The organism is Alicyclobacillus sacchari, from assembly GCF_004366795.1.
Taxonomy (GTDB): Bacteria; Bacillota; Bacilli; order Alicyclobacillales; family Alicyclobacillaceae; genus Alicyclobacillus; species Alicyclobacillus sacchari.
Genome location: NZ_SORF01000002.1, coordinates 46,706 through 59,233, shown reverse-complemented (window position 1 = coordinate 59,233; position 12,528 = coordinate 46,706). Strand labels below are relative to the sequence as shown.

General features: G+C 54.1%; 11 protein-coding genes. All 11 read right to left on the bottom strand.

Translation table 11 applies throughout. The annotated features are described in order from the left end of the window. Window positions 1–5 precede the first annotated feature (5 nt). Window positions 6–398, bottom strand: a complete 393-nt coding sequence (locus C7445_RS02430) for a VOC family protein (protein ID WP_134158472.1) — start codon at window positions 396–398, stop codon at window positions 6–8. 11 nt (window positions 399–409) lie between these two features. Continuing rightward, window positions 410–4,759, bottom strand: coding sequence for a PolC-type DNA polymerase III (locus C7445_RS02425; RefSeq protein WP_134158471.1), 4,350 nt, complete (start codon window positions 4,757–4,759; stop codon window positions 410–412). Between the two features lie 94 nt (window positions 4,760–4,853). Then, entirely contained in the window at window positions 4,854–6,122 is a 1,269-nt protein-coding gene (locus C7445_RS02420) for a M50 family metallopeptidase (RefSeq protein WP_134158470.1), read from the bottom strand. A gap of 7 nt (window positions 6,123–6,129) precedes the next feature. Next, on the bottom strand, window positions 6,130–7,284 hold the full coding sequence (locus C7445_RS02415; RefSeq protein WP_134158469.1) for a 1-deoxy-D-xylulose-5-phosphate reductoisomerase: 1,155 nt from the start codon (window positions 7,282–7,284) through the stop codon (window positions 6,130–6,132). 30 nt (window positions 7,285–7,314) lie between these two features. Beyond that, entirely contained in the window at window positions 7,315–8,112 is a 798-nt protein-coding gene (locus C7445_RS02410) for a phosphatidate cytidylyltransferase (protein WP_134158468.1), read from the bottom strand. Window positions 8,113–8,122: 10 nt separating this feature from the next. Continuing rightward, window positions 8,123–8,896, bottom strand: coding sequence for an isoprenyl transferase (locus tag C7445_RS02405; protein WP_208320815.1), 774 nt, complete (start codon window positions 8,894–8,896; stop codon window positions 8,123–8,125). Window positions 8,897–8,917: 21 nt separating this feature from the next. Next, window positions 8,918–9,475: a ribosome recycling factor gene (gene frr, locus C7445_RS02400; RefSeq protein WP_134158466.1), complete on the bottom strand. Its 558-nt coding sequence runs from the start codon at window positions 9,473–9,475 to the stop codon at window positions 8,918–8,920. Beyond that, a complete protein-coding gene (gene pyrH, locus C7445_RS02395; protein WP_134158465.1) occupies window positions 9,468–10,202 on the bottom strand; it encodes a UMP kinase in 735 nt (244 codons plus the stop codon). Before pyrH ends, frr begins: the two co-directional genes overlap by 8 nt. Before the next feature lie 83 nt (window positions 10,203–10,285). Then, window positions 10,286–10,939, bottom strand: coding sequence for a translation elongation factor Ts (gene tsf / locus C7445_RS02390; protein ID WP_134158464.1), 654 nt, complete (start codon window positions 10,937–10,939; stop codon window positions 10,286–10,288). A gap of 133 nt (window positions 10,940–11,072) precedes the next feature. Further along, window positions 11,073–11,771, bottom strand: a complete 699-nt coding sequence (gene rpsB, locus C7445_RS02385) for a 30S ribosomal protein S2 (RefSeq protein WP_134158463.1) — start codon at window positions 11,769–11,771, stop codon at window positions 11,073–11,075. A gap of 173 nt (window positions 11,772–11,944) precedes the next feature. After that, entirely contained in the window at window positions 11,945–12,448 is a 504-nt protein-coding gene (locus C7445_RS02380; protein ID WP_134158462.1) for a hypothetical protein, read from the bottom strand. Window positions 12,449–12,528: the final 80 nt, after the last annotated feature.

Below are 12,528 nucleotides of genomic sequence, written 5' to 3'. Positions count from 1 at the left end.
GCGGATTAAGCCTGTGTAGTCGGCTGAAAAAGCTCTAACTGTTCGCCGTTTGGACCCGTGAAGAAAATATATCGGGCCTGATTGCGCAACGTGGTGATTTCCGGATCGGTAAACGTGACGCCAAGCGCACGCAAGCGCTCGGCCTCCGCCTCAATATCATCCACCGTGAACGCCAAATGGTGCACCTGACCTTCACTCGCCACAGCCGAGGGATAGCCTTCGATCAATTCTAATTCGGCTGTTTGTCCAGAAAACGCCAGGAATGCCAAACGCATACCAGGCTGATTGTGTTCGAGGATCCCGTTCAGCTCCATTCCGAGAATACGCGTGTAGAAGTCGATGGATTCCTCCAAATTGTTGACCATGACACCCGTGTGTTCCAGCTTCCGAATCGCCATACATGCGCCTCCTAAAACAACGAAAGTTGATTGGTTTCGGGCAAACCTTCGAGACATCCGAGTTCCGTAAGCAGGTCAATAACCGTCTTCGAGGCGCGGGCGCGAGTCTGCAAATCTTCGAGCGAGAGAAACTCACCTTGCTGAGCCGCTTCGTACAAGTTTCGGGCAGCAGTCTCGCCCACTCCGGAAATGGCAACGAACGGCGGAATGAGCGCTTGCTCGCGTTCGTCGATCAAAAAGCGCGTTGCATCCGAATGGTACAAGTGGACCGGAAGGAACCGGTAGCCACGCGCAACCATCTCCAACGCCACTTCCAAGACCGTCACGAAACTCTTCTCCTTGGGCAGGGCCGCATTGCCCTTGTTCTCGATCTCGTCGATCTTCGCCAAAATGGCGTCCCGTCCTTTGGTCATGAGCGCAATGTCGAAGTCATCTGCGCGGACGGTAAAATAGGTCGCGTAGAAGGCGAGCGGGTAATGCACCTTAAACCATGCAATCCGCACAGCCATCAGCACATACGCCGCGGCGTGTGCCTTCGGGAACATATATTTGATCTTTTTGCCAGACTCAATATACCAATCTGGCACCCCATGCTCACGCATGTATACCTCGTCGTCCGGTTTGACCCCCTTGCCTTTGCGGATCCCCTCCATGATTTTAAATGCCCGAGCAGGCTCGAGTCCCTTCTGAATTAAATAAATCATGATGTCGTCGCGGGCGCAAATGACTTCAGAAAGGGTCGCGATCCCTTCTCGGATTAACGCCTGCGCGTTATTCAGCCAGACGTCCGTGCCATGCGACAGGCCAGAGATGCGCACCAGCTCAGAAAACGTCGTCGGCCTCGTATCTTCAAGCATTTGACGAACAAAGCGCGTACCAAACTCTGGAATTGCGTACGTCCCCGTAACAGATTTGATCTCTTCCGGCTTGACACCCAAGGGCTCTGTGCCGCGGAACAGTGCGAGTACGTCCGGATCGTCCAGTGGGATTGTCTTCGGGTCGACGCCCGTTAAATCCTGCAGCATACGGATCACAGTGGGGTCGTCATGCCCGAGAATGTCCAGTTTCAGCAGGCAGTTTTCAAGTCCCGAGTGATAATCGAAATGCGTCGTGAACGTTTCCGCACTACGGTCGTCCGCCGGATACTGAATCGGCGTGAAGTCGTAAATCTCGACGTAATTGGGAACGACCACCTGGCCGCCAGGATGCTGACCGGTCGTACGCTTGACACCCGTACACCCCTGCACCAGCCGTTCGATCTCGGCATTGCGCAGGACAAGTCCCTTTTCCTCGGCGTATTTGCGGACATATCCATATGCGGTTTTCTCCGCCACCACCGAAATGGTACCCGCGCGAAACACGTGATCCTTGCCGAACAACTCTTCCGTATACCGATGCGCTCGCGGCTGATACTCGCCCGAGAAATTGAGATCGATATCGGGCACTTTGTCCCCATCGAAGCCTAAAAACGTCTCAAACGGGATGTCTTGCCCATCCTTGCGCAAGGATGTGCCACAATGCGGGCAAGCCTTTTCCGGCAAGTCGAAGCCAGATCCATATTCACCTTGTAGGAAGAACTCGCTGTATTTGCAGTTCGGACAGACGTAGTGCGGCGGCAACGGATTGACCTCGGTGATGTCTGTCATCGTCGCAACCAGCGATGAACCGACCGATCCGCGGCTGCCGACCAAATACCCGTCTGATAGCGACTTGGTCACGAGCTTGTGCGCAATCAGATAGATCACAGAAAAGCCATTCGAGATGATCGAGTGAAGCTCCTTTTCAAGTCGCTTCTCGACGATATCGGGCAGTGGAGTGCCGTAGATTTCCGTGGCCTTGCGGTATGACAGCGACCGAATCTCCTCTTCTGCGCCCTCGATCACGGGTGTATGAAGGTCGTCGGGAATCGGCTTGACATCCTCACAAAGTTGCGCGACATCTTGCGGATGATGGATCACGACGGACCGAGCATCATCACCGAGAAACGAGAATTCCGCCAACATTTCCTCAGTGGTACGAAAATACAGCGGAGGCTGTTTGGTATCCAACTTCTGAGACTGTAAAAAGATTTCGCGATAGACGTGATCGTGCTCGTCGAGAAAATGCACGTCCCCAGTTGCGACAACCGGCTTGTTTAGGCGCTTTCCCATGTCGACAATCTGGCGCAATATCTCGCGAACATGTTCGAACGACGGCAGCAGCTCATCGCGAATCAATGGCTCATAGTGGCTTGGCGGTTGGATTTCCAGATAATCATAGAACTCACATACCGCCTCAATTTCATCGATCGATTTACCGCGAATAAACGATTCGATGAGCTCCCCTTGGCGACAGGCCGTACCGATGAGCAGTCCCTCGCGAAATTGCGCGAGCACACTTTTCGGCAAGCGTGGTACGCGATGCAGATATTCCGTGTTGGCCATGGATACAAGGCGGTAAAGGTTGCGCAAGCCGTCGCGGTTGCGCACTAAAATGGTCGCGTGAAACGGCCTTACGCGCGCGATATCGACCTGACCCCGCAACTGATTTAAATGCGAGACATCGACAAGTCCGCGTTCCTTGCAATCCTTCAACATGTGCAGGAACACTTTCGCCGTCGCTTCAGAGTCGGCCAATGCACGGTGGTGATTGACCAATTCGACCGCGAACTTTTGCGTCAACGTCTTTAGCTTGTAATTTTTCTCACCCGGATACAAGGCGCGAGCCAAAGCGAGGGTGTCAATGACCGGTTCCTCCCAGGCAGGCATTCCTAGCCTGTCGGCGCACTGGTTTAAAAAACCAACATCAAATTCGGCATTATGCGCTACTAAAATGGCCCCTTGGACAAACTCGCGGAACGCGGGCAACACGTCCTCTAACTTAGGCTGACCTTTGACCATGTCATTCGATATACCGGTCAGCTCCGTGATCTTCGGTGAGATTGGGCGTTCCGGATCGATGAGCGAGGCGTACGTGTCGACGATCTCACCGCCCTGCACCTTCACTGCCGCGATTTCAATCAGCGTGTCCTCCCGCGCATTCAAACCTGTCGTTTCCGTATCAAATATCACAAATGTTGTCTCGTCCGTGAACGGCTGTTCGCGCTCGCGGTAGACCACTAATCCACCATCGTCTACGACGTACGCTTCAACCCCAAGCAAGAGCCGTATTCCTTGCTTCTTAGCCGCTCCATAAGCTTCCGGAAAAGATTGCACACCGCCGTGATCGGTAATCGCAATCGCCGGATGTCCCCATTGCGCCGCACGCCGCACGAGATCCGCGGCACTTGCAACGCCGTCTTGAGCGGACATGACCGTGTGCGCATGCAGTTCGATCCGCTTTTCCTCCGCCTCGTCACGCCGCACAGGAGCCGGTTCCGGGCGCATCGCCTGCGCCATAAAGACGATTTCTTTCGCATACGTGTCAAACTGAACTTGTCCTTGCAATCTTACCCAGACGCCGTCCCCGAACGTTTCAAGCGCCGCCAAGTCGCGCTCGTGCTGAACAAACATTTTGGCTGAAATGGAGTCTGTGAAATCGGTAATGTTGAACTGGATAAGCGTTCTGCCGCTTGCAAGCGTACGTCGTTCGTGGCGAAACACCCGACCGACAATGGACGCCCTGCGCATTTCATCGACAATTTCGCGAATCGCAATGGGCTCAGGCTCTGCATAGATCTGGCCGACCACCAACGGCTCGACGCTATCCACACCCGTATCGCGGCCCGCTTTATGGGTCGGGCGCTCATCCGCCTCTTTCGCTCGGATGCGAGTTTCCTCTTCCGCAAGCAACTGCTGAACCCGTTCTTCCTCTTCCGCTTGCAAGCGGGATCGTAACTTTTCAAGCTCCTCTTCACGCTCGCGACTCACATGCAGCGCAAACGAGAGTGAAAGTCCAAACGCCTCCTGGGATTCCCGCGCTAACCAGTCGCTCACGCCCTTCTGGTTAAGCTTGTCCACGACAGGCTGAGCCGCAAAGCACAATTGGACATAACCATGTCCGTTCTGGATCTGCGGAAGCACCTGCGCTTGAGCCAATAACTTTCCTGCAATCGGTTCAACGCGACTATACCCGTCGCACAAAATTTTCGTCAGCATGGCAAGTTCACTGACCGACAGCGAATGCTCGACAGCGTCGGTACGCCACTGGCAAGTGCAAGACTCGCCAAAATGCTCACGGCAAATCTCGCGCAAATCGCAAAGATCGAGATAATACTGCGAGAGTTCGGACGCTAAGCGACTTTCATCATCCCCACCCAAGGAACTTGACCGCAGTGGGTTTGCGACTTCGATCCGGACTCTTCGACCTGCCACGTCGACCAGAACACGGTTCACCCGTCCCAGTGCACGTTCTGATGGCAAATGATCTAACACAGCAGACATCGTAACAGGCCCTCCTGCGTACCTCTGCAACTTTAGAAATACAAAACAGGGGCGAACACTCGTCCCTGTTTTGCGATTTCAGAAACGGAACCCCTCAAAACAGATGGGTCACGTCACGGTATGTGATCACGACAGCAAACAGCATCACCAACGCAAAACCCACGAAATGCACAAAGCCCTCTTTTTCGGGGTCGACACGCCTCCCCCGAACTAACTCAATCACCATAAACAGCAATCGCCCACCGTCAAGCGCCGGGATCGGAAGCAGGTTAAACAGCCCTAGTCCAAGACTCAATGCCCCTGCCACGGCAACGACGTTCCAAAAGCCGAACCGCAATTGCTGCGTGATCACATGCGCGATCCCAACCGGACCGGACAATGTTTGGAACTGATGATGTACGAACAGACCGACATAACCATGTACCGTGAGCGCAATATCCCGACCCAAGGCCGAGAAACCGGCAGGCACCGTGTGCACAGGATTATGCGACACCTGCGCGTCAATTCCAATCATCGGCATGCCATTGACGAGTTTCGGTGTCAGCGTCACATCCTGCGCAACCCCATTGCGCACAGCGACGACGTGAAGCGGTTGCGGTTGTCCGCCGCGGTAACCATTGCGTCCCACGACCTCCACCAGCTCGCCCCAAGAGCGGATAGTTTGATTATCCACCTGGGCAATCCGGTCGCCGACTCTTAACCCAGCCATCTGTGCCGGCATATGTGATTCGACCGTCCCGATTGTCGTCGTCGGTACACCCGTGTACGTGTTGACGGCAGAAAACAGAAAACCAGCCAAAAGCAAATTCATCACAGGCCCAGCGAGTATGATCGCGGCCCGCTGCCACAATGGCTTCCCTACAACCTGTTCATGTTTTTCGACAATCGGCACGGACGAACGTGCATTCAACATCACGCGCGCATACGGGCGAACGGGATACGTGCGCACCCCCTGCGCCATCTGAATGGTCATTTCAAGAGCATCCGTTAAATCGGCTCGGCGTACCGTTCCCACCTCTGCATCGGGCAAATCCTTAACATCGCCAAGCGCAACAATTTCGCCAAGCTCATTGACACGAAAGGCAACAGGCTGACCTACAGGAAACCAGGCTTCCTGTGGCGCCTCCCCGGCCATTTGCACGAAACCGCCAAGCGGAAACAGGCGAACGGAGTATTCTGTGCCACCACGCTTGAACTTGCACAACTTTGGACCGAAGCCGATAGCGAATACCGGAACCGCCACACCGCACTTCTTCGCTACGTAAAAGTGTCCAAACTCGTGCAATGTGATGCAGACGGCAAAGACCAGGACGATGGCAATAGCCGCCTCCAGGTAGAATTCGAGGTGCGCTACAATTGGCAATCCGTCATCAACCCTTCGTTAATAAGAGTCGCGCTCGTTCCCGTGCCAGCCCATCCATATGCAACACGTCATCAATGGACGAAGGCGATCCCGAATGCAAGTCGTCGAGTACCTCCGAGACGAGCGATGTGATACGCGAATACGAAATCTGATTTCGCAAAAACGCGTCCACAGCCACCTCGTTCGCGGCGTTCAAGACACACGGCGCATATCCGCCAGCACGCCCCGCATCCATTGCCAACCGAAGAGCTGGAAACTTCTCCACATCCGGTTCTTCGAACGTCAAACCGCCAACTGTGGCAAGACTAAGCCTTGGCCAAGGGAGACTAACGCGTTCCGGATAGGTCACGGCATATTGGATTGGCAATCGCATGTCGTGCGTGGCAAGCTGAGCCATCAACGAACCATCTTCGTACTCGACAAGTGAATGCACGATGCTCTCCGGGTGTACAAGCACAGCTATCTTATCATATGGCGCGTCAAACAAATGATGCGCTTCAATGACTTCCAGCCCTTTGTTCATCATGGTCGCACTATCGACTGTAATCTTTTTGCCCATATTCCAGTTGGGATGTTTCAGCGCGTCGGCGACCGTAACGGATGCCAAGTCTTCCCGACGCCATGTCCGAAATGGCCCGCCAGAAGCTGTTAAAATCCAACGTCGAACTTCCGAAGGTCTCCCACTTTGCATACATTGGTGCAAGGCACAGTGTTCACTGTCGACCGGCACGATCTCAGCATTTGCCGCAGCGGCTTCGCGCATGATGAACGTCCCAGCGGCCACAAGGCACTCCTTGTTTGCAAGAGCTAGACGAGCCCCCCGGCGCACGGCAGCCAGAGCCGGCAAAATTCCGCGAGCCCCCATGACTGCATTGACCACGACTGGAGCGGGTAGACTTGCGCATGCGATCAGCCCCTCGTCGCCCACCAGTACCTCAGGTGCGTCGCTCCGGTCCAAGAGGGAAAGCAGTCTCGCTCGACTTTCCTCGTCCGCAACCGCAACAATCTGTGGATGAAAACGGCAGATTTGCTCTGCCAACAATTCCACGTTGCGCCCCGCGGCGAGTCCGGCCACCTGATATGTATCCCCTAATGCGGCAAGCACTTCTAGGGTACGGGTTCCGATTGCCCCAGTGCTGCCTAGAATCGTTACATATGTCATATCTCATCAACCTCCGCATGCCCAACCGGGTCAGACGCCGAACCATCCATGCAGTCCAATCTCAATCATCCACAGTGCAAACGGGGCTGCGAACAGCAAGCTATCGATCCGATCCAGCAATCCGCCATGACCCGGTAACAACTTCCCCGAATCTTTAACGCCGGCGGATCGCTTATACGCACTCTCGATTAAATCCCCGAGTTGGCCAGTCACAGAAATCAGAGCCCCAAGCAGCGGATACGCGCCGGCATGCACCGGATGAGCAATCCATCCGAATAGACAAGCTCCGAAAGCGGCTCCAACAATGCCACCGATCATCCCGCTGATGGTCTTTCCAGGACTGATGGCGGGCAACAATTTTGGCCCGCCCAAAAACCTGCCCACAAAATACGCGGCCGTATCCGACATCCAAATCGAAATGAGGAATAGCCACAGCCAAAACCAACCAACCGGGAGATCGCGCAGCCCAATGAGCGCAAAGCCACCCGCCCCGATGTACAAGGCTCCAAACACCAACATGGAAAACGGTTTGAGATCGGCAGGGCTTCTTGTAAAAACCGGAACCGCGAAGACAATCGCAACAATGAGATATAGAAGAAACGGGTGATACAGCGCGTGCGGAAACCATTCCACCAATGTGACGAGAAGTGCTCCAAACACAGTCGGAGGTCCGTACCATCGACGCCCAAACATAACGGAAAACTCGACGACGCCGGCCACGGTGCACATCCACACCAGCCAGCGCCAGCCGATTGTGCCGCCAAAGAGCAACACGAATAACACGACCAAACCTGCGATCACAGCTGTGATAACCCGCTGCTTCAACATAAGCGGACACCTACTCGATGGCGCCAAAACGGCGTTTGCGCTTTCCATAATCGGAAATTGCTTGGAACAGATCATCTCGTGTGAAATCAGGCCACAGTACCTCTGTGAACCACAATTCTGCGTACGCCGCTTGCCAAAGCAAGAAGTTGCTCAGACGGATTTCACCGCTTGTTCGAATAATCAGGTCGAGAGGAGGTAAGCCTGCGGTATCGAGATAGCGATCGAACTTCGCTTCCGTCAGGTCACCCACCGTCGCACGCCCCTCGGCAACTTCCTTCGCGTACCGTTCAATGGCCGACATCAGTTCCGTTCGCCCGCCATAATTCAGCGCAAAGTTCACCGTCATTCCGGTGTTGTGCTCGGTTCGCTGGACTGCTGTGCGAACCGTTTCCTGCGTGTAAGGAGGTAGCCGTGAGGTATCTCCCAAGAATCGAATCTTGACACCTCGTTTGATTAACTCGTCAATCTCATTTCGAAAAAATTGTTCCGGCAGGCGCATCAAGTATTCCACTTCAGCAACCGGCCTCTTCCAGTTTTCGGTTGAGAATGCATATAACGTAACACATTCGATCCCAAAATCGTCACACGCTCGTATGGCCTCACGCATCGCCAGCATGCCCGCATGGTGTCCAGCCATACGGGGCAATCCTCGCTTTTTAGCCCAACGGCCATTCCCGTCCATGATAATGCCGATGTGCCTAGGTTTGACCTGGAGCGCCGGATGCTCGACTGTGGTTGCACTGGTTCTCTGACCGCGCCCGAAACTTTTAAACAAGTCTGGCATCCCCCTCGGTAGCGTCGGACTTTAGACCTGCGTCACGTCCTTCTCCTTATCTTCCAACAGACTGTCGACCTGTGCAATACACTTATCCGTAATTTGTTGAATCTTGTCCATCAGACGGCGAACCTCGTCTTCCGATACCTCTCCGCCCTTCTCCAGTTTCTTCAATTCATCGTTACCATCGCGCCGAACGTTGCGGATGGCTACGCGCGCTTCCTCTGCCAACTTGCGCACCTGTTTCACCAGTTCTTGGCGACGCTCCTCTGTGAGTGCAGGTACTGTCAATCGAATGACGGCACCATCGTTGGCAGGGTTCAAACCCAAGTCGGATTTCTGAATGGCCTTTTCGATCTCGCCAAGCATCGACTTTTCCCAAGGAGAGATGACGAGCAGTCTTGGTTCTGGCGTGGTCACGCTTGCCACTTGATTGACAGGCATTTGGGAACCGTAGTAATCCACTAAGACCTTATCCAACATGGCTGGCGTAGCTCGACCTGCACGTACCGAAGCAAATTCACGACGCAGATTTTGCACCGCTTTATCCATGCGCTCCTGCACATTCGAAATCAATTGTTCACGCATTTGTGTCACCCTTTCCGACTATCGTGCCGATCTTCTCTCCCAGCACGGCTCGGCGAATATTGCCTTCCTCATTCAATGCAAAAACCAGTAACGGAATGTCATTATCCATACACAACGAAGCGGCGGTCGAATCCATCACGCCTAATCCTTCATTCAAGACCTGCATGAAGTCGAGTTCCGAGTACTTGGTTGCTGTTGGGTCTTTCTGCGGATCGGCCGTGTAGACGCCGTCAACACCATTCTTCGCCATCAGGATGACCTCGGCTTCGATCTCGGCAGCGCGCAACGCAGCCGTCGTGTCTGTAGAGAAAAACGGATTGCCAGTACCCCCGGCGAAAATCACCACGCGACCCTTTTCCAGATGACGAATCGCCCGCCTGCGAATATAGGGTTCCGCGACTTCTGACATATGAATCGAACTCTGAACGCGTGTGGCCACTCCCATTTTTTCAAGCGCATCCTGTAGGGCCAACGCATTCATAACCGTCGCCAACATTCCCATATAATCGGCCGTGGCACGATCCATGCCCATCTGGCTGCCAACCGCCCCCCGCCAGATGTTACCCGCCCCTACAACAACGGCGATTTGCACGTTCAGTTGCGCAACCTCAGTGATCTGACGCGCAATGTTGCGAATCACAGCCGGATCGATACCAAAACCGTTGTCGCCAGCCAGCGCCTCACCACTAATCTTCAGCACGATACGCCGATACTTCGGTGTCGTCACGCGCGCCCCTCCATTGTCTTCTATGATATTGCGTTCAGACGGAACACGAGGGAACACAAATGTGTCCCCTCGCCTCCCATCATTCATTGACGAACTTGCGCCATGACCTCTTCTACGAAGTTCGACTCCTGCTTCTCAATGCCTTCTCCAACAACAAACCGAGCAAAGCGCCGAATCGAGATGTTTTCGCCAATGGTTGCAATTTTCTCCTTCAGAAGCGTCTCGATCGACTTGTCAGGATCCTTCACGAACATTTGTTCCATCAGGCAATTCTCTTTAAAGAATTTATCGATACGCCCATCCACAATCTTGTCTACGATATTCTCTGGGCGCCCCTCGTTTAGAGTCTGTGCCCGCAGAATCTCACGTTCCTTTTCCACGACTTCGGCCGGCACTTCCTCACGCCGGACATACAGCGGGTTTGCTGCCGCAATATGCATAGCGATGTCTTTTACAAACGTGCGGAAGTCGTCGTTCTTCGCCACGAAATCAGTTTCACAGTTTACCTCGACCAGCACACCGATTCGGCCACCACCATGGATGTAGGACTCGACGAGCCCTTCAGCAGCAACTCGTCCCGCCTTCTTCGCAGCAGAAGCCAGGCCGCGTTCGCGGAGAACTTCCATTGCCCGTTCCATGTTGCCGTCTGCCTCGGTCAACGCCTTCTTGCAGTCCATCATGCCTGCGCCAGTCTTCTCACGAAGTTCTTTTACCATAGCTGCTGTGATTTCTGCCATATCTGCAATTTCCCCCTAAGATTCACCAGGATCATCACCAAACGAGTAACGTGCGATCACACGATGTGAAGATGAAATGCCGACACAAAAAAGGTGACGAGAGCGCCATGCACCCGCCACCTTTCGCGTTGCATCACGCGGTGGTTTCTTCCCCTTGCGTACCTTCCAGCACCGCATCGGCCATCTTTCCGGTCAACAGGCGAACAGCGCGAATCGCGTCGTCATTTCCAGGAATGACATAATCGATTTCGTCCGGATCGCAGTTGGTATCGACAATGGCCACAATTGGAATGCCTAATTTATGAGCCTCAGCAACCGCAATGCGTTCCTTGCGAGGATCGATCACGAACATGGCCCCTGGCATCTTCGTCATTCCCTTGATCCCGCCAAGGAACTTCTCGAGGCGCTCCGCTTCTTTTCTCAAAAGAATAACTTCCTTCTTAGGAAGCACATCAAACGTGCCGTCTTGCTCCATCCGCTCCAGCTCTTGCAACCTGCGGATGCGCTTTTGAATCGTGTTGAAGTTTGTGAGCGTTCCACCCAGCCAACGCTGATTCACATAAAACATGTTGCAACGCTCTGCTTCTTCCTTCACGGCTTCTTGCGCTTGCTTCTTCGTGCCGACGAAAAGAATGGTTTCGCCTGCGGCAGCAAGCTCGCGCACGAAGTTGTACGCCTCTTCGACTTTCCGAACCGTCTTTTGCAGGTCAATGATGTAAATGCCATTGCGTTCAGTAAAAATGTAACGCGCCATCTTTGGATTCCAACGACGCGTTTGGTGGCCAAAATGAACACCGGCCTCCAGCAACTGTTTCATTGAAATAATCGCCAAGCTGACTTCCTCCTTTATGTTTGGCCGCCGAACAACTCATTCACACAGCCAACCCTCAACAACTTGGGCACCTGACCATGTGTCCTCGTTCGTGTGTACTCCACGTAAGTGGGCCATTGCACTGCTGAATAATATAGCACAGTTCCGCAAAATTCGGCAACCGGCCTTCAAGGCTAATCTTTTCGCCGTGCCGGATCGCCGGCCAATAAGGATTCGACCACATGAATCTGCTCATCTGTGACCCCGAGCGCCGCGCGGATCTGTCCATGCGAGGCTCCCGTATTTAACATGTCCAAAATGGAAAAGTACACCTCTTCAGAGGTCGCGCCCGCGGCAATGCGCAAATGCTTGGTCTCATCACGGGTTTCCTGCACCATAGTCACCGCTTCACTGGCCGCTCTTGCAGGCAGATCATCACAAGTTAGGCCAGCAACCGATTGAACCGGTGTCATTGCCCCCAAAATCCGCTCCAACCGCTCAATCCTTTTAGCCAGTTCCTTATGTTTCTCGTCGAATTCGGTGTACAGATCGCGCAGGACAGCGATGGCTTCCGCCGCGCCGTCGGCTTCCGCGGAAGCAGAGGACGAACTCGTGCTTGGGCGCTGGCGCGACGTCCCAACGGCAATGCCGTTGGCACTGGTCATGCCTTCACGAAGCCACTGAAGAAAACCGCGCACGCCCCGATATTTGCGCCAACCACCTGTAACAACATACAGAATGGCAACCAGTATGACACAGACAATGGCAAGTACAACCG

Bases quoted from the DNA above. Each gene is read 5' to 3' on its own strand.
- C7445_RS02415 (WP_134158469.1), bottom strand. From the start codon at position 7,284: ATGACATATGTAACGATTCTAGGCAGCACTGGGGCAATCGGAACCCGT.
- frr (WP_134158466.1), bottom strand. From the start codon at position 9,475: ATGCGTGAACAATTGATTTCGAATGTGCAGGAGCGCATGGATAAAGCG.
- C7445_RS02410 (WP_134158468.1), bottom strand. From the start codon at position 8,112: ATGTTGAAGCAGCGGGTTATCACAGCTGTGATCGCAGGTTTGGTCGTG.
- C7445_RS02425 (WP_134158471.1), bottom strand. From the start codon at position 4,759: ATGTCTGCTGTGTTAGATCATTTGCCATCAGAACGTGCACTGGGACGG.
- tsf (WP_134158464.1), bottom strand. From the start codon at position 10,939: ATGGCAGAAATCACAGCAGCTATGGTAAAAGAACTTCGTGAGAAGACT.
- C7445_RS02405 (WP_208320815.1), bottom strand. From the start codon at position 8,896: ATGCCAGACTTGTTTAAAAGTTTCGGGCGCGGTCAGAGAACCAGTGCA.
- C7445_RS02430 (WP_134158472.1), bottom strand. From the start codon at position 398: ATGGCGATTCGGAAGCTGGAACACACGGGTGTCATGGTCAACAATTTG.